This window comes from Acinetobacter nosocomialis (assembly GCF_041021905.1).
Taxonomy (GTDB): Bacteria; Pseudomonadota; Gammaproteobacteria; order Pseudomonadales; family Moraxellaceae; genus Acinetobacter; species Acinetobacter nosocomialis.
This window is the reverse complement of the sequence record NZ_CP157432.1, coordinates 3,372,664-3,390,770: the sequence shown is the minus strand read 5'-3', so window position 1 is coordinate 3,390,770 and position 18,107 is coordinate 3,372,664. Positions and strand designations below refer to the sequence as shown.

General features: G+C 37.7%; 16 protein-coding genes. 7 read left to right on the top strand and 9 right to left on the bottom strand.

The window, feature by feature from the left end; all coding sequences use genetic code 11:
* Positions 1-7: 7 nt before the first annotated feature.
* Positions 8-1,021, top strand: coding sequence for a glycosyltransferase (locus ABLC00_RS15740; RefSeq protein ID WP_004885274.1), 1,014 nt, complete (start codon positions 8-10; stop codon positions 1,019-1,021).
* On the opposite strand, the gene ABLC00_RS15735 is transcribed toward ABLC00_RS15740, so the two are convergent.
* Positions 1,018-1,908, bottom strand: a complete 891-nt coding sequence (locus ABLC00_RS15735; RefSeq protein WP_004885275.1) for a hypothetical protein — start codon at positions 1,906-1,908, stop codon at positions 1,018-1,020. The two genes, ABLC00_RS15740 and ABLC00_RS15735, sit on opposite strands and share 4 nt — an antisense overlap.
* A gap of 68 nt (positions 1,909-1,976) precedes the next feature.
* Here ABLC00_RS15735 and ABLC00_RS15730 point away from each other — a divergent pair, with 68 nt between their 5' ends.
* Together ABLC00_RS15730 and ABLC00_RS15725 are read left to right on the top strand one after the other, a co-directional pair.
* Positions 1,977-2,732, top strand: a complete 756-nt coding sequence (locus ABLC00_RS15730) for a glycosyltransferase family 25 protein (RefSeq protein ID WP_004885278.1) — start codon at positions 1,977-1,979, stop codon at positions 2,730-2,732.
* A 29-nt stretch (positions 2,733-2,761) separates the two neighbouring features.
* Positions 2,762-3,691 carry a hypothetical protein gene (locus ABLC00_RS15725; RefSeq protein WP_004885279.1) on the top strand — a complete coding sequence of 310 codons (930 nt, stop codon included), beginning with the start codon at positions 2,762-2,764 and terminating at the stop codon, positions 3,689-3,691.
* A gap of 36 nt (positions 3,692-3,727) precedes the next feature.
* Here ABLC00_RS15725 and ABLC00_RS15720 read toward each other — a convergent pair whose 3' ends face one another.
* Positions 3,728-3,946 carry a hypothetical protein gene (locus ABLC00_RS15720; RefSeq protein WP_004711956.1) on the bottom strand — a complete coding sequence of 73 codons (219 nt, stop codon included), beginning with the start codon at positions 3,944-3,946 and terminating at the stop codon, positions 3,728-3,730.
* Positions 3,947-4,149: 203 nt separating this feature from the next.
* Between ABLC00_RS15720 and ABLC00_RS15715 the strand changes: the two genes are divergently transcribed.
* Positions 4,150-5,178, top strand: a complete 1,029-nt coding sequence (locus ABLC00_RS15715; RefSeq protein WP_004885281.1) for a stealth conserved region 3 domain-containing protein — start codon at positions 4,150-4,152, stop codon at positions 5,176-5,178.
* A 58-nt stretch (positions 5,179-5,236) separates the two neighbouring features.
* On the opposite strand, the gene aspS is transcribed toward ABLC00_RS15715, so the two are convergent.
* Together aspS and ABLC00_RS15705 are read right to left on the bottom strand one after the other, a co-directional pair.
* Positions 5,237-7,021 carry an aspartate--tRNA ligase gene (aspS, locus tag ABLC00_RS15710; protein WP_004711960.1) on the bottom strand — a complete coding sequence of 595 codons (1,785 nt, stop codon included), beginning with the start codon at positions 7,019-7,021 and terminating at the stop codon, positions 5,237-5,239.
* Between the two features lie 169 nt (positions 7,022-7,190).
* Positions 7,191-7,955, bottom strand: a complete 765-nt coding sequence (locus ABLC00_RS15705; RefSeq protein WP_004711963.1) for a DUF4184 family protein — start codon at positions 7,953-7,955, stop codon at positions 7,191-7,193.
* 125 nt (positions 7,956-8,080) lie between these two features.
* Between ABLC00_RS15705 and znuD the strand changes: the two genes are divergently transcribed.
* Together znuD and ABLC00_RS15695 are read left to right on the top strand one after the other, a co-directional pair.
* Positions 8,081-10,093: a zinc piracy TonB-dependent receptor ZnuD gene (gene znuD / locus ABLC00_RS15700; protein WP_004885285.1), complete on the top strand. Its 2,013-nt coding sequence runs from the start codon at positions 8,081-8,083 to the stop codon at positions 10,091-10,093.
* A 74-nt stretch (positions 10,094-10,167) separates the two neighbouring features.
* The gene (locus ABLC00_RS15695; RefSeq protein ID WP_004885286.1) at positions 10,168-11,631 is read left to right on the top strand and encodes a phospholipase D family protein; all 1,464 of its coding nucleotides are present in this window, start codon (positions 10,168-10,170) and stop codon (positions 11,629-11,631) included.
* Positions 11,632-11,946: 315 nt separating this feature from the next.
* Here the strand turns inward: ABLC00_RS15695 and ABLC00_RS15690 are convergent, their stop codons facing one another.
* Positions 11,947-12,393 (bottom strand): hypothetical protein, encoded by a 447-nt coding sequence (locus ABLC00_RS15690; protein ID WP_002051512.1) that lies wholly within the window; start codon positions 12,391-12,393, stop codon positions 11,947-11,949.
* Positions 12,394-12,556: 163 nt separating this feature from the next.
* Here ABLC00_RS15690 and ABLC00_RS15685 point away from each other — a divergent pair, with 163 nt between their 5' ends.
* Positions 12,557-12,931 carry an RcnB family protein gene (locus tag ABLC00_RS15685; RefSeq protein WP_033846591.1) on the top strand — a complete coding sequence of 125 codons (375 nt, stop codon included), beginning with the start codon at positions 12,557-12,559 and terminating at the stop codon, positions 12,929-12,931.
* A 44-nt stretch (positions 12,932-12,975) separates the two neighbouring features.
* On the opposite strand, the gene ABLC00_RS15680 is transcribed toward ABLC00_RS15685, so the two are convergent.
* The 4 genes from ABLC00_RS15680 to ABLC00_RS15665 all read right to left on the bottom strand — a co-directional run bounded on the left by ABLC00_RS15680 (position 12,976) and on the right by ABLC00_RS15665 (position 17,997).
* Complete coding sequence (locus tag ABLC00_RS15680; protein ID WP_004885289.1) at positions 12,976-13,458, bottom strand: phosphate-starvation-inducible protein PsiE; 483 nt, start codon at positions 13,456-13,458, stop codon at positions 12,976-12,978.
* A gap of 118 nt (positions 13,459-13,576) precedes the next feature.
* On the bottom strand, positions 13,577-15,358 hold the full coding sequence (locus ABLC00_RS15675) for an acyl-CoA dehydrogenase C-terminal domain-containing protein (protein ID WP_004885290.1): 1,782 nt from the start codon (positions 15,356-15,358) through the stop codon (positions 13,577-13,579).
* Positions 15,359-15,525: 167 nt separating this feature from the next.
* Positions 15,526-17,328 carry an acyl-CoA dehydrogenase C-terminal domain-containing protein gene (locus ABLC00_RS15670; RefSeq protein ID WP_004711974.1) on the bottom strand — a complete coding sequence of 601 codons (1,803 nt, stop codon included), beginning with the start codon at positions 17,326-17,328 and terminating at the stop codon, positions 15,526-15,528.
* Positions 17,329-17,619: 291 nt separating this feature from the next.
* Positions 17,620-17,997, bottom strand: a complete 378-nt coding sequence (locus tag ABLC00_RS15665; protein WP_004885293.1) for a hypothetical protein — start codon at positions 17,995-17,997, stop codon at positions 17,620-17,622.
* Positions 17,998-18,107 lie beyond the last annotated feature (110 nt).

The following is an 18,107-nucleotide window of genomic DNA, read 5'->3' as shown; positions in this document are numbered from 1 at the left end:
GCAAGCTATGAAAATTGTTCAGATTATGGCGACAGATGGTGGGAAAATCGGTGGGTTAGAAAAGCATACTTTCCAACTCTGTGCAGAATTATCACAAAAGCAAGAAGTCCATTTATTTTTAGACTTAAACTATCAAAATACACTACCTAAAATAGAGCATCTTCATTGTCATTATTTTGATTTTTCCAAAGGAAGAATGAATATCGGTCTTCTCTATTCTCTTTTTAAAGAAATTAGAAAAATTGCTCCTGATGTTGTCCATGCTCAAGGTGGAAAAGCTTCAAAAATTTTGAGTTTTCTTCTACCGTTTTTAAAAGTACCAAGTGTGGCAACCATTCATGGTATGAAAAATAATATGCGTAGCTATCGGCATTTTAATGAGGTAATAACTGTAAGTCAGGCGGTTGCCGATAAAGTGAGTGAGTATCGACCGGTTCATGTTGTTTATAATGGTGTGGCTCAGGAAAAAGGATTGACTGCCGATATACCTAGAACAACTCTAAAAAAAGTTATCGCAATTGGCCGATTAGATCCAGTAAAAGGCTTTGATCGACTTATAGAAGCATGGCAAGGTTTGGATATTCAGCTAGAAATATTAGGTGAGGGACCAGAGCAAGAACATTTAAGTCAGTTAATTCAAGATCTGCATTTACAGGATAAAATTAAATTAGTTGGTTATCAGCAAGATATTTATCCCTACTTGGCAGCAAGTGATTTAGTGATGGTATCTTCCTTGAGAGAAGGAGGACCTTTAATTGTTGCAGAAGCATTATTGGTACATAAACCTGTAATTGCCACTGATGTTGGTATGGTAAGAGAATTTATTCCAGAAAAATATATAGCAAAAGATAATACCGTATTAGAAATTAATAATTTAATTAAAGTTGCGATTAAAAACTTTGAGCATATTCATCATGACTTTAAGCCTGCATTTGATAAAGCTGAGGCTGAATTGTCTTTAAATGCAATGGTTAATAAAACACTAGATATTTATAAATTAGCGTTGAGACAACAACGCTAATTATCTTTTTCTGTCAAACGGATCGCATCCATAACAATGAAGTTTGAATGTACATCAATAGTGTGACATCCATCATCATCTTTGCTCCATTCAGGATATATTGTTTCGTACAGTTTTTCTTCATATTCCTTTGGACTTAATTTTATGATTTCCTTAAGTTCAATATGTCCACCATAACGTTTTAGAGAGTCTTGACTTGGGCGAACCAGTTTATTCTGATAGAAAAAAGGTTTTCCAGCCATCCTAAATTGAATTTTTCCTTTACACACTGGGTTCATTGGGTGTTCTTGCCAGTTAGGATTTAAAATATCCTCGGTAAAGAATAAATCTAAACGATCACCAAATTTCTTACAGTCACGACGTGTAGAAGTAAAAAGATACCATAAACCTTCATGATAAAAGGGTGTGGTGTCAACTGCTTCAATATTCTCTAAAAGATTAGAATGCTTTTTCCATTTTAGTGGAAAATCAGTACATTTCCAAAGTTCGATTGTTTTGTTGCTAAAAGTCTCTGGTACCATGTACCAAGTATTATCTATTTTAAATACACAAGGATAAGATAGGTGATAGTCGAGCTTTAAAATAGGTTCAGGCGATGTGTATGTACCATCTTTAAAGACTTCTAAAACAGAAAGAAAGCCTACAGGATGCTCATCATCAACTTCTTCAAAGAAGATAAAGTGACGATCATTTTCATAAGCATAAAAACTATCTGCAAAGGTAAACTTTCTAGGGGAGTGGATTTCAAAGAGGGAATCTAATTGCTCAAGTGTTGTAAAAGGTTGTTCTAACCAGCCAAAACGCATATACCAATGGGAGTCAAAAGTTTTCGCTTTTTTTGCTTGTTGGTACTTGTACCATTTTTTTTGGATGAGGCGATTTAGCATTAAATTTTACACTCGATATAACTATAATTAGATAGACTATCCCAGACTCATTTTAACATTTGAATGAAATGAAAAAATATTTAATCAGTATTGAATCTACGAATAGTGAGCGCTTAAAAAAGTTGTTTTCTCAAGCAACATTTTATAAATATCGCGATGAATTTAAGCAATTTGGGGTTATAGGGAAAAATTTAAGTGTTAGTGAGTATTTTGAGCAGGGTGTAGCGGGCAAGAAGAAACCAATGACGCCTGGTGAACTAGGCTGTGCCATGTCTCATATTGCTGCATTAAAAGATTTTTTAAGCTCTGATGAAGAATATGCCATCATTTTTGAAGATGATGTAATCGAACGATTTGAAATTGATTTCCAAGATTTAGAAAAACACATCCTTTCTTTGAATTTAGGTCCTTGCTTTTTCTTAAGCTTGGGTGGTATTCAAATGAAAATTTGCAACCGAGTTCGCGGAAAACTTTTACCTGAAGAATTATATAACCAGAAAATTTTGAAAGTTGATTACGACTATCTTGAAAAACTTGCCTACGCTTATGCCTATGTGGTAGATCGTAAAATGGCACAGATGTTGGTCGATTATCATCAACCGATAAAAATTTATGACCACTGGCAAGACCTCGTTGGGCGTGGTGAATTTAGTTTTTATGTCAGTTTCTTATTCGATCATCCCATTATTGAGAACAATGATGCTTTAAGCTATTTGGAAAAAGAAAGAAGTTTGATCGGTTCGCATTCTCAAGACGAGAGTGATTTTTTGCGATACCTCAGAGTTAAATTAAAGAAATATATACTTAATAAATATATAATTTAGGCCTCTCATTCGTTTTCATTATTAATTTTATGATCAAGCAAAAAAATATTATTATTGGGTCAGCAACAGGATATCAGGCTGACCTTATCTCTTCTTTTGTGCGTTCTTTGGAAAAGTCGGATTTTGATGGGGTCTTGGTTTTAATTATATATCGAGAGCAACTTGCAGAGTTTGTTACTGCATTTTCTCACATTAAGAAATTTAAAATTGACTTTAAAATTTCAACGATTGGTAAGTTTAAATCAAAGTCAAAATATTCTGGGATTTATAAATTTAAATTTTTTAAAAATATTCTAAAGAGAATTATTAGCTTAACAGTAAATGAGGAAAACTCTGCATCAAAGATAAAAGCGCTTAAAATCACAGGTTATCCGCATGTGAGCCGTTTCTTTGAATATAAGGAAATTGTAGAAAGCAATTCTGATGCTTCACATGTATTGCTAACTGATGTTCGAGACGTTTTTTTCCAAAGTAATCCTTTTAAAAATCTTGGTAAAGGGTTATTTGTAGGAATGGAAAATCCAGCCTTTACGATAGGCACTGAGCAATATAACCAAAAATGGATTCTAGATGCATATGGAGAGAGTTTTTATAATTTTGCAAAAGATAAGCAAGTGTCTTGTTCTGGGGTCACTATTGGGGATTATGAATCAATTAACGTCTACATCAATAAGATGATTGAAGAATTCTGCAAACAGCCATATCAAAAAATGTCTGAAAGAATTTATGATCAAGCCATGCATAATAAATTATTAATTACTAATGAGTTAGCAAACACAATTCGTTGTCAGCCATTTGAATCTATTATTGTAACGCTTGGGCTGTATCCAATAGATCAAATTGCAGTTAATGATCAAGGTTTTATTATCAATCGCAAACAAGAAATTATTCCGATTGTCCATCAGCATGATAGACATCCGGAATTGCTTCAGTTATGTGAAAACTATATTGGAAAATAGGTTGAGAATTATCTAATTCTTATGAAGGGGCGGATATTAATTTTTATCCGCATTTCCTTTAAGCACCATATAAATGAGTGCTACAAAAATAAGTAATGCACCTGCGAGGCTGCTTACACAGAAATAAAGAATGCGTTGGTTGGTCGTTAAATTAAATAGTTCATGTGAAAGGATATAGCGCATGAAAAACCATTGCGCAAGAGAGAATACAATCACGACTAAAGCATGTCGACGAACGTCAGGACGCATTGCCATAATCAATTACCATGCGGGAGAAGAGAGCAGCTATTATGCCATTTGCCCACTGTCACCTCAATAGACTATGAATTAACGAAATTGTTTAGAAATAATAAAAATATGAAGGAATTGTGAACTTTAATTAACATTAATAAATAGTAATATCCCTCTTATTTGCTAAAACTTTCATTATCTTGTTGAATTTAGCTGAGGGGAGAATAATGCAGCCTATTGATTTTGTAATGATTTGGGTCGACTCAACTGATACTAAATGGCAGCAAGATTATAAATATTATAAATCTAAAGAAGCAAATACACAGGTGACTGAGGTCATTGATGAATGCCGTTATCGTGATTGGGATAATCTTCAATATTGGTTTAGATCTGTTGAAAAATTCTGTCCTTGGGTACGAAAAATTCATCTAGTAACTTGTGGTCATTTTCCAGAATTTTTAGTACAAAATCATCCAAAATTAAACTTGGTGACCCATGATCAAATAATAAATCCAGACTATTTACCTACTTTTAACTCTCATGCTATCGAAATTAATATTCATAAAATAGAAGGCCTTGCAGAGCACTTTGTCTATTTTAATGATGATACTTTTATTAATAGCCCCCTAGAACCGGAGTTTTTCTTTAGAAATGGTCTACCTTGCGATGGAGTTAGACTACAGCCTTTAATGGTAGTGGGAGAAGAGAACTTTTTAGGTGCTGTTGCTTTGACCGATGTTGCGATTATTAATAAATATTTTGATAAGAGAAAATTATTTCGAAAAAATCCTTACGCACTTTTTAATCATCGTTATTCAATCAGTAATAATTGGGGTAACTTTTTAAGTTTATATAATCGAAAATTCTCAAGCTTTTATAGTAATCATTTACCTCAACCGTTTTTGAAATCGATATTTGAAGAGGTTTGGGAAAAAGAAGAAAACTACTTAAAGGAAGTATCAAGTCATCGATTTAGACAGCCTTTAGATGTTAATCAGTACTTGTTCAGATTGTGGCAGTTATGTTCTGCTCGTTTTTGCCCAGTAAATATATTTGAGCGTGGTCAAAATTTTAATTTAAGAATCCAAAATCTTCCTGAAATTAATCATGTTATTAAAAATGAGCATTTTCCACAGATTTGTTTAAATGATGATGAACAAGTGGTTGATTTTGAAAAACTAAAAAAAGAAATTATTCAGATTTTTGAACAAAAATTTAATACAGTTTCGAGTTTTGAAAAAGAAATATCTCATTAAAAATTATTTATTAAAAAACCCTGCATAAGCAGGGTTTTTTAATTTCACAATCTAATAATTATTTAGATTCTTCAGCTTTTGGTTTTTCACGTAAGCGGATGCCCAAGTCACGAAGCTGGTTTGCTTCAACAGGAGCAGGTGCTTGAGTAAGTGGACATTCAGCAGTTTTCGTTTTAGGGAATGCAATAACGTCACGAATTGAAGTCGCGCCAGTCATAAGCATTACTAAACGGTCAAGACCAAATGCCAAACCACCGTGAGGAGGGGCGCCATAACGAAGTGCGTTAAGCAAGAAGCTGAATTTCTCTTCTGCTTCTTCATCAGAAATACCAAGCGCTTCAAAAATCGCTTTTTGCATTTCTAATGTGTAAATACGAAGAGAACCGCCACCAACTTCAGTACCGTTCAATACCATGTCATAAGCAACAGAAAGTGCTTCGCCTGGATTGCTCTTCACGTCTTCTACGCTAGATTTAGGTAGTGTGAATGGGTGGTGAACAGAAGTCCATTTGCCATCGTCAGTTTCTTCAAACATTGGGAAGTCAACAACCCAAAGTGGAGCCCACTCACAAGTTGCAAGGTTCAAGTCATGACCGATCTTGACACGAAGTGCACCCATAGCATCGTTTACAACTTTGGCTTTATCAGCACCGAAGAATACGATATCGCCATTCTCTGCACCAACACGCTCAAGTAACTTCATTACGATTGGTTCAATGAATTTAACGATAGGAGATTGAAGACCTTCAATTCCTTTTTCGATTTCATTGACTTTGATATACGCCAAACCTTTCGCACCGTAGATGCCAACAAATTTAGTGTATTCATCAATTTGGCTACGAGTTAATGAACCTGCACCAGGTACACGAAGTGCTGCAATACGGCCTTTAGGGTCTTTTGCAGGACCAGCAAATACTTTGAACTCAACTTCTTGCATTAAATCTGCAACGTCAACGAGTTTCAATGGAATACGCAAATCTGGTTTATCTGATGCATAGTCACGCATCGCTTCGCTATATGGCATGCGGCGGAATTTTTCAAATTTTACGCCAAGCAAGTCATTAAATAGTTTAACAGTCATGCCTTCCATCAAATCCATGATTTCATCGTCATTTAAGAACGATGTTTCAATGTCGATTTGAGTGAATTCTGGCTGACGGTCAGCACGTAAGTCTTCATCACGGAAACATTTCGCGATTTGGTAGTAACGATCGATACCACCAACCATCAATAATTGTTTAAACAATTGAGGTGATTGTGGAAGTGCGTAGAAGCTACCATTTTGTACGCGACTTGGTACTAAATAGTCACGTGCACCTTCAGGAGTTGCACGAGTTAAAATCGGAGTTTCAACGTCTAAGAAACCGTGATCATCTAAATAGTTACGGATCAAGTTAGTTACTTTAGAACGGAAACGTAAACGCTCTAACATTTCAGGACGGCGAATGTCCAAGAAACGATATTTTAAACGGTGTTCTTCTGACACGTTAATCGTGTCATCATTTAATGGGAATGGAGGAGTTTCAGAAGCAGCAAGAACTTCGATTTCTTTGCCTAAAACTTCGATTTGACCACTCACCATATTTGGGTTTTCAGTACCTTCATAACGGCGACGAACACGACCTGTAATTTTTAATACATATTCAGAACGTGCTTTATCTGCAGTTGCAAATGCTTCTGGAGTATCTGGGTCAATAACCACTTGAACGAGACCATCACGGTCACGCATATCAAGGAAAATAACACCGCCATGGTCACGGCGACGATGTACCCAACCGCATAATGTAACGGTTTGGTCGATTTGGGCTTCAGTTAAAGAGCCACAGTAATGAGTTCGCATCATGATGAAGATTATCCAAACTATATTGGCTGAAAGGACGGATGCGTAAACCGCGCATCGTCAAAAAAGTAAGTTTTCGATTATGCCCTGTTGAATGGCATGCGACAAGAACTAGATCAAAAAACAGCTATAATTTAGCTAAAAATGAGCAATTTGGCAGCAAGTTTACCGATTAGCCCATTCTTTGTTGTCGATCTAAAAACAGGAATAATAAGCACCCTAAACTAAAAGTGCTTAACCAGCCTTGCATGAATTCATTAATAGATCGACCTGTAAAGTAATAGGTGTCGGTATGCCAAACCTCATGAGGAATGTAACGGGCATAATCCCAAAGTGAAAATAAGCCCAAAAGGGTAGATAAAATAAACAGAGACCATGCAAAAATTTTAATTTTATGACTTATTTTCCAGTGCTGTTTATGTTTTTGATAGTAATGAATACTCATCCAGCCTAAAAAAGGTAATGCTAGAGCAGAAGAACCGAGTTGAAGTAGTCGATGCAAAGGATAGGGACGACCAAAGAAATGAACCGTTTGGGATAAAAAATCTTGGAAGATAAAAGTTCGAAAGTCAGAATGAGTAAGACCATCCCAAATGAGATGAGTGGCAATACCGATAATGAGTGCAAATATAATTCCAATTAAAAAGTAGATAAAACGTTTAAAAGAGTCTAATTTCAAATCATGCTGAATACCAAAAAAACGGTAAACCACAGGTCGATAAAGTAAATACCAAATGACGCAAAACAATAAACCTAATGCAAGGTTTGGGTAAAGCAAGCCCTTCCATTGATGAGTCAGCATACCTGACTGAACTGTAAATAAGCGGTAAAGGTCAGGTGTCATGCTGCCAATAGCTAGGGCGGCAACAGGCAGAGTGTTTCGACTTAGTTTAGCAATCGGTGGAGCAAGAACAGCATGAGAGATTGTAAAAGGCATTGGAAAACGAAGCTTCTCACATCATCAAAACAACGAGTCTAACGAAACATGCCTTTGGTTAATGTTTTTTATTGCAAAACATTTGGAATGTTATAATATAACGTAAAAAATATGGGGCATTGACTATGCAGCTCAAAACACAGCTTTTTGTTCTCTCATTATTATCACTTTCTATTCAGCAAGTGATGGCAGCGGATGACACAAATACTAAGGAAGAGAAACCTGCCGAATTGGCAACAATTACGGTTAAAGCAGAACCCACAGCACCAGCCAATAATACGTCTTTAGCAGAAGGTGCAACGAGTATTGGTAATGCCTTAAATGGTCAAGCAGGGGTTTATTCAGCTCAATATACAGGAGGGGCGAGCCGCCCTGTCATTCGTGGTCAAGACGGTACACGTGTCAAGATCGTACAAAACGGTGGCGATGTAATGGATGTTTCATCTGTATCGCCAGACCATGCCGTTACGGTTGATCCAAACTCTGCCCAAGATATTCAAATATTAAATGGTGCTGAAGCATTATTATATGGTGCAGGCTCTGTGGGGGGACTGGTAAATGTTGTTGATGAAAAAATTCCAACTAGCATGCCAGACAAGGGCTATCAAGGAAAAGCTGGTGTCCGCTACAACTCAGGTAGTGATGAGCTACTATATTCAGGGCAAGCGACAGTCGGTTTAGGGGACCATGTTGCGCTACGTGTCGGCGGTTTAAAGCGCGATGCGAATGACTATATCTTGCCTAGAGATTTACAAACAGACGAGCGTCGTCAGGATAGCACTTTTGCCGACTCTAAAAATTATAATGCTGGATTATCTTGGATTGGGGATCGTGGTTTTATCGGTGCTTCATTTAGCCAGCGTCATGATCAATATGGTATTCCTGCCGATAATGAGCTTTTTGGTTCATGTGAACGTGATGGCTTGCACCTTGTGTGTGGAACTGATGACCCATCAACCGAACATGAGCATGAGCACGAACATGATGCCTCATGGATTAATCTCAAAGAAAAGCGTTATGATTTAAAAGGTGAGTTAAGAGACCCGTTTGCAGGCTTTGCTAAAGTTGCAGCGCAAGCAAGCTATACCGACTATCAACATGAAGAAATGCATAATACTGATGTCGGAACAACTTTTAAAAGCAAAGGGATTGATAGCCGAGTTACATTAGAAAATAATGCTTGGGCGGGTTGGACAGGACAAATTGGCGCGCAATATACCCAACAAAAACTGAATATTGTTGGTGATGAGTCGATTATGGATCCAAGCAAAACCCAACGTTATAGCGTATTTGGTTTGCAACAAAAACAAATCAATAACGTCAATCTTGCAGTTTCTTCGCGTATTGACCATCAAACTATCGACATTGAGTCAGATCAAAAGAATTACACGGGTACTGGATATTCGGTTGCTGGTACAGCAAGCTGGGAATTTATTCCGCAATACAAATTGTCCCTCACAACATCACACCAAGAACGTTTGCCATTTGCTCAAGAGTTGTATTCGGACGGTGTGCATATGGCGACCAATACTTATGAGTTGGGTAATGATGACCTGAAGAAAGAGCGCTCAAATAATGTTGAGTTAGGTTTGCACTTTAATAATGATCTTTTGAAATACAACGTAAGCGTGTTCCATAACCGTTTTGATAATTTCATTTATGCTAATACATTGGATGATTTCCAAGGCTTCCGTCTTATTCAATATAGTCAAGATGCAGCTAAGTTCTATGGTGTCGATGCTGACCTAAGCTACCAAATTTCACCTGTATATAATTTAGGGCTATTTGGTGATTATGTTCGCGGCAAAATTGATAATGAAAATGCACCACGTATTCCGGGTGGGCGTTTAGGTACTAAAGTTAAAGCAGATTTTGGTGATGGATGGGATGGTTCTGCCGAGTATTATCATGTATTCAAACAAGATGATATTGCTAATTATGAAACCAAAGGGCAGAGCTATAACATGCTGAATTTAGGCGTTGGTTATAACGGCAAATATAGCAATATTGGTGATTATCGAGTGTTCTTGAATGCCAACAACTTGCTTGATAGCCGAATTTATCAACATGAGTCTTTCCTTGCAAATGTTCCACAAGTCGGACGTAATTTTACTGTCGGTGTAAACTTTAGTTTCTAAGGCCTAACACGAAACTAAACTTGAAAAATCAAGCTAAAAGACCTAATTTGGAATGATCAAGTTAGGTCTTTTTTATGCGTATTTTTCAGCGAATTCATCAAAAAATAAATTGGTCAGGGCGTCGTTATATGGCGGTATTACTTTGCGTTGTTGCTATTGCATATATTGCATCGGCAATTTACCACACAGTAAAACCATTACCACAGGGCATTAACTTTAGTGGCAAGCTTAGACATGCCGATGTCAAATTTTTAGCAGATAAAACTTATCTGGATGCCAATGGTCAACAGAAGCTTGATCAACATATTTTTGATGAAATTTTAAAAATGATTGATGAGGCAAAGACTACTATTGTGGTCGATATGTTTTTATTTAATTCAGAGGTGGGTGATTCAAAAATAAAGCAAAGACCATTGATGCAGGAAATTACTAATGCGTTGATTAGTAAAAAAAGACAAAACCGTCAAATCCAGATTGTATTAATTACTGACCCGATTAACTCAGTTTATGGCGGTTTAAGTCCGGAGCATTATCGGCAATTACGACAAGCCGGTGTTGATGTTATCGAAACGAATCTGGCACCTTTACGTGCTTCAAATCCACTTTGGTCTGGTTTTTGGTATATTTGTTGCCAAAATATCGGAAATAATCCAGACAAAGGTTGGTTACCCAATCCTTTTGGTAATGAAAAAATTACATTACGCAGTTATCTGAACCTATTTAATTTTAAAGCGAATCACCGTAAAACCTTGGTTGTTGATACTGACGCTGGTTGGAAATCATTGGTCACTTCAGCAAATCCACACGATGGTAGTTCGAGACACTCTAATGTGGCGTTGGTTATAACAGGAGCCACAGCTACTGATATTCTTCAAACAGAAGCTGCTGTTGCGCAGATGTCTGGAAGTAGCTCACCATCACTCATTTTAGGTGACTTCGAAAAAGATATAACCAAGCCTCAGGTTCAAGTGTTAACTGAGGGTGCAATCTATGAATCTGTATTGAAACTAATTAATTCGGCTAAGCCCAAAGAACATCTCGATCTAAGTATGTTCTATTTATCTGAACGCAAGATTATTCAAGCTCTAAAAAATGCTCAAGCGCGAGGGGTTATGGTTCGGGTTCTGCTTGATCCAAATAAAGATGCATTTGGAAGACAAAAGAATGGTATTCCAAACCGTCAGGTTGCTTCAGAACTACATACTGCTGGTATACCAATTCGCTGGTGTGACACGCATGGTGAACAGAACCATAGCAAAATGATTGTGAAATATAACGACCAGCAAGCTGAGTTGATTGTAGGTTCTGCCAATTTCACTGCTCGTAATTTAAAAAATTACAACCTTGAAACGGATATGTTGGTTATAGGCAAAGTTCAAGATCAAGTTTTTAAAGATGCTCAGGATTACTTCAATACTTCTTGGTCAAATCTACAAGGTAGACAGATGAGCGTCGATTATGCGAAGTATGCAGACGAGTCTAAAGTGAAGTATTGGATTTATCGCTTTATGGAATGGTCAGGGTTATCGACTTTTTAATCACTACCTTTGGAGTTTTCCAAAAAAATGGCTTGTGCCTAGAGTCATCCACAACCTGAGCGAGGGAAAGCAAACATCGTTTGCTTCGAGCGCAAGACAAACAAAGTGCGTAGTTCAAACTCAAGCATAGCTTTCGCCTTGCGGTACGGCAAAGATTATTAATCTTTGCTATTCGCACCTCAGGTTTTGTGGATGACAAATGCTTTTGGTTACTTTGGGCGAAACCAAAGTAACGAATTAGCTACTACAAGTAAAACTTAAAGCGGTAAGACCCCGTTGTGCTAATTAAAAATAGAGAATAAAACTTGGAATATTTTAAGGTGCTGGCGGAATCAATTGATCCAAAGCCTTATCATCTAACTTTTCTATTTCACTCAAATCAGTCTTAATCTTCCACTGCGATTCATCATCTACCGGATTAGGTAAACGTGCTTCAAGCCAATCACATACGGCATCAGGGTTAAACTCAGGATGATTACATTGAATAATCCATGACAAAAAGTCTTTTGCTTCGCCATTCATATAAGGCGGTGGTGACACTGGAAAAAATAACGTAGGTAGACGTTCATTCGTCGATAGATAGTTTAAAACATGGCCGAGTTCTTGCACGGTTTGCCATGCAAGTGGGTGTTCTACATCAATACTGAACTTAAACCACCAAGCGTGTTCGCCATCTGCTCCATGCGCCATAATACGGGCTTCTTGTACACTTGGAACTTTGCAGAAAAATTGATGAAGACGTTCAAAACTGATTTCAGACACAGCAATTGACCTAGCTTAGAAAATGCTAATGGTAGCACAGATACAGATTCTTCATATTTTCTTTATAGTCATTACAAACAATATCAATCAAGCCTGTTTTATTCATGGTTTCTCCTTGACTCTCTTTTAATCTAGCTCTATATCAAGACAAAAGGGATGCACCATGAAAAAGCCAATCGTTCTTGTACTTTCAACTTTAATGTTGGGTATGTCTGCTACTGCGATGGCGGATTCAAATAATCGCTGGGATAACTATCACGGTAAAGACTATCGACATTATGAACAGCGCTACGATCATCGTTATGATCGACGCGATGACCATAGACCACCGGTTTGGTCAAATGCAAACCGTGGCCATGAATATGTTGTGTTCAAGCGAGAGGAGCGTATTCCTGTAGAATACCGTGATAACCGTTATTTTGTTTCGGACTGGCGTGCCCATCGTTTATATGAACCACCACGTGGATATCACTGGGTGAAAACACCGAATCAATATTTATTAGTTGATTCACATCACCAAGTTTATCGTGTGCGTTAAAACTAAAATATAAAAATGAAAAGGCCTCAATATTGAGGCCTTTTTTATGCTAATTCGTCATCTTGTGGTTGAGGAGTTTTTAAAGAGTTGGGTGTTTTTGAATGCTTTTCTTTCATTACAGATGGGTAGTGCCAAGAAGCAAAACGAACCACTAAAATTGAAATCGCTAAAATTAAAATTGAACCAGTAATAATCACTTGATCGATATCTGCTTTATGGTCATGTTGAATATCTGAAATCAGTAAACGCGTTAAGGCTGTAATCGCCACATAAATAAGAAAACGTACAGGCATATGATTGGTTTTAAAATAAATACCGACCATTGCGCCGAGTTCCAGATAAATAAATAACAATAAGATGTCATCGATTGAAGCATACTTTTTGACAGTTAAAATTTCATAAACTGTATGTGCTGCTGACCATGCCACCATACAACCGATAATGAATAAAGCCAAATAATGAAAAGCTTCAACGGCATAGTGACCAAACCGGTCGAGCGTTCTTTCAAACTTTTTCGGATCAGGCATAGTAAAATCTTTTTAATATGAGTATGCCTAGAAAATAAACAAATTTTATGCCAATAGAAATAGTAAATACAAAATAAAAAACGCCTGATTACTCAGGCGTTTTTTATAAAAATCTTAATTATGCTTGGTTTGTAAAGTAGTCTTCACTAAAGCCCATAATTAAGTCTGAACCAGCTTTGATTTTAGCAATACGTGCATCAATATCTGGCAAGATACGTTCAACAAAGTATTGAGCTAAAGCAAGTTTGTTTTGGTAGAAATCACCAGATTTATCTTTAGCAGCAGCTGCAATTTTTGCAAACATATAAGAGAAGCTGAGTAAGCCAACTGCATGTAAGTAATCAACAGCAGCAGCATTTGGGAAATCTACATTTTCAGCAGCTTGTTCAATAATAAACTGAGTGATTGCTTCAATTTCAGTTGCAGCATCTAAAGTTGCATCTTTAATGAAGTTCAAATCGGTGTCTAAATCATTTGCAAAGTCACGGATTTCTGTAATGTATTCAGCAATGAATGCACCGCCACATTTAATAGTTTTACGACCAATTAAATCTTGAGATTGAACGCCGTTGGTACCTTCGTAGATTTGCGCAATACGAAGATCACGAATACATTGTTCCATACCCCATTCACGAATATATCCGTGACCACCAAATACCATCTGAGCATCTAAAGTTGCTTGGAATGCGGTATCTGTAAGGTAAGCTTTTGCGATTGGTGTTAAAAGCGCAACGCGATCATTCGCTTTTTTCACAGCTTCTGCATCAGTTGAGAACTTAGTGATATCTAGCTGTTGACCTACATAGACTGCAAATGCACGAGAAGCTTCGTTGTTTGCACGTACATTTAACAACATACGACGTACATCACCATGTACTAAAATGCTATCAGCAGGCTTGCTTGGTGATTGGACACCAGCTGCACTACGGCCTTGTAAACGGTCAGTCGCATATTGAGCAGCATTTTGATAAGCAAATTCAGAAGCACCTAAACCTTGAATACCCATTGATAAACGTTCGTAGTTCATCATAACGAACATCGCAGCGAGACCTTCGTTTTCTTTACCAACGAGGTAACCTTTTGCGCCATCAAAGTTCATTACACAAGTAGCAGATGCTTTGATCCCCATTTTATGTTCAATAGAACCTGGGCCAACATGGTTGCGGTCACCTAAAGAACCATCTTCTTTTACAAGGTATTTCGGTACGATAAATAGCGAGATACCACGTGAACCAGCAGGAGCATCTGGAGTTTTAGCAAGTACCAAGTGAATGATGTTTTCTGCTAAATCGTTGTCACCGCCAGTGATGAAGATTTTAGTACCTGTAATGTTATAAGTACCGTCTTCATTACGTTCTGCTTTAGTTTTAATAATACCTAAGTCAGTACCTGCATGTGGTTCAGTCAAACACATGGTACCTGACCATTCACCGGAATAAATCTTAGGTAAATAAGTTTCTTTTTGCTCTTGAGAAGCATAGCTACTTAAAGCCATACCAGCACCTACTGAAAGAAGCGGGTAGAGCATGAAAGATGGGTTTGTCGCAAATAACATTTCATCGGCAAGAACGGTCAGCATTTTTGGCATGCCTTGACCACCCCATTCTTCATCTGCGCCTAAGCCAATCCAACCACCTTCTGCATATTGACGAAATGCATCTTTAAAGCCAGTAGGCGTAAAGACTTCGCCGTTTTCATAGCGAGCGCCTTCTTCATCACCAGTACGGTTTAATGGATGAGTCACGTTCTGAGCAAATTTAGCCATTTCTTCTAAAATTGCTTCAGCTGTTGCAGCATCTACATGAGCGAGTTTCTCATTAGACTGCCAAAATTGTTCTGCTTTAAATACATCATTTAAGATGAATTTCATATCAGCTAAAGGAGCATTGTAAATTGGCATAATCGTTCACCTTTTTTATGCACATCAACTTGTGCTAGATATCCTGTAAAACGAAATGGATATTGAATTTAAAGTCTAAATTTATCACTGATCTTATAAAAAAAGGACCGTCAAAACTGAGCAGTCCTTTTTTAGTTTTTAACATTGCATATCGCAACTAACTATGGTTAGAAAGCGAAATGTTCAGCATCTAATGACATCAATGGGTCTAAACCACCAGCAATAACGTCTACGTGAGAACGTACGCGTGGCAAGATTTTCTTGAAGTAGAAGCGAGCAGTCGTAACTTTCGCGTTATAGAAATCAACGTCAGTTGTACCTTCTGCTAATTTCTCTTGTGCTACAAGCGCCATACGAGCCCATAGATAAGCTAAAGTCACGTAACCAGCGAAGTAGAGGTAATCTACAGCAGCAGCGCCCACTTCATCCGGATTTTGCATTGCACGCATACCGATTTGCATAGTGAGGTCGCCCCATTCTTTGTTAAGCGCAGCAAGTGGCTCAACAAATTCTTTCATGGCAGCATTGTCTTTATTTGCTTCTACAAACTTGTGAACAATCTTAGTGAAATCACGAAGCATTGCACCTTGAGTTTGTAAAACTTTACGGCCTAATAAGTCTAGTGCTTGAATTTCAGTTGTACCTTCATACAAGCAGGCAATACGTGTATCACGTACGATTTGTTCCATGCCATGCTCAGAAATAAAGCCATGACCACCGAAGACTTGAACACCGTGCTTAGCAGACTCAGAACCTGTTTCAGTTAAGAATGCTTTTGCAATTGGAGTCAATAAAGACAAGATGTTGTCAGCAAACTTACGCTCTTCTTCAGTTTCGCCTTTTTCAACGATATCTGCATATTGAGCAAGTAAGTAAACAAGTGCACGACCGCCTTCAGCAAATGCTTTTTGAGTTAAAAGCATGTTGCGAACAGCAGGGTGAACAATAATAGGATCTGCTTCTTTTTCCGGAGCTTTAGGACCAGAAAGTGAACGCATTGCTAAACGTTCTTTCGCGTAAGCTAAAGCACCTTGGAAAGATGACTCAGATGCAGATAAACCTTGAACCGCAGTACCAATACGTGCTGTGTTCATGAAGGTGAACATACAGTTCAAACCACGGTTTTCAGGTCCGATCAAGTAACCTTTAGCTTGGTCAAAGTTAATGACACAAGTTGCGTTACCATGGATACCCATTTTGTGTTCAATAGAACCACAACGTACTGCATTACGCTCGCCAATCGTTCCGTCTGCATTGACATTGAACTTAGGAACGATAAATAACGAAATACCTTTAGTCCCTTTTGGTGCACCTGGAAGGCGAGCAAGAACGATATGGATAATGTTTTCAGCCATATCATGTTCACCAGCAGAGATAAAGATTTTCTCGCCAGAGATTGCATAGCTACCATCTGCATTTGGTTCTGCTTTAGTACGGATAATACCTAAGTCTGAACCTGCATGAGATTCAGTTAAACACATCGTACCTGTCCAAACACCTGAAACAAGGTTTGGTAAGTAAGTATTTTTTTGTTCATCAGAACCATGATGTTCTAATGTACGTACTGCTCCGTGAGACAAGCCAGGGTACATACCCCATGCCCAGTTAGAGCTACCTACCATTTCTGAAATTGCGATACCTAAAGAGTTAGGTAAACCTTGACCGCCGTATTGTTCTTCTGCTGATAAAGACGGGAAGCCAAGTTCGATGTATTTTTGATAAGCTTCTTTAAAGCCTGTTGGTGTAGTAACAACACCATCATTCCAAGTACAACCTTCACGGTCGCCAACTTGGTTTAACGGAGAAAGTTCATTTTCACAGAAGTCTGCCGCAGCTTCTAAATATTGATCAACCAATTCACGGCTTACGTTACCTTGAAAGTCAGGTAATTTTGCATAGTGTTCTTCAGCATTTAATAATTCATGCAAAACAAATTGCATATCACGTAAGGGCGCTTTGTATTGTGGCATATCGGGTTCCTCAATACTGGTGAAACCAGAGTTATAATCCTAATCTACGATAATGTGCCATAAGAGGCACCTTGAACCATTACATCGTGCAACAACTTGCATAACTGTACAAGCACCTCAGGGCCTTTACTTTGTGACTGCAAAGTCAAGAAAAAAATACTTGAACTATGTAAGTGCTTTGAGTGTAAACACTTTTGGTGAAGTTTAGATGAGACAAATAGTCAAAATCGTAAGTAGTTATGTACACAAAAAAGGCGCCGATAGGCGCCTTTTATTGCAGTATTTTTAAAATTATTTTGCTTGTGGTGCTACTGGAGCTGGAGCATTCATTGGTGGTTGAGGACGCTTTGGTTCGAAACGAAGATTACAAGTCCCTTCAAGTGTTCTATCTCCAACTTGGACATTTACAGCTTGACCATTTGCCTTGCCTTCACATGCTTTTTGAATCTGTTCAAAACGAGTTTGACGTTCTGCGCGGTGCTGTTCCCACGCTGCTTTTTGCTCAGGTGTAAATTCACGATGTTTCATGCGGTGATGACCATCACGTGGACCATCTTTCATCATATGATGGTCTGAATTAGGCGTTTGAGGGTTTGATTGACAAGCTGCCAAACTGCCCATAGTTACAATTGCTGCACTGAATAATGCGATTTTAGCCGTCATTTTCATGTTTAAAGCCCTTTAATGTTTGTTTTAAGATGACTTAAAGATTAGATAATAAAGATGAAGAAACAATGGAGAGTTTTTCTTTTCGTTGTTGGTTACAATGCAAAATATAG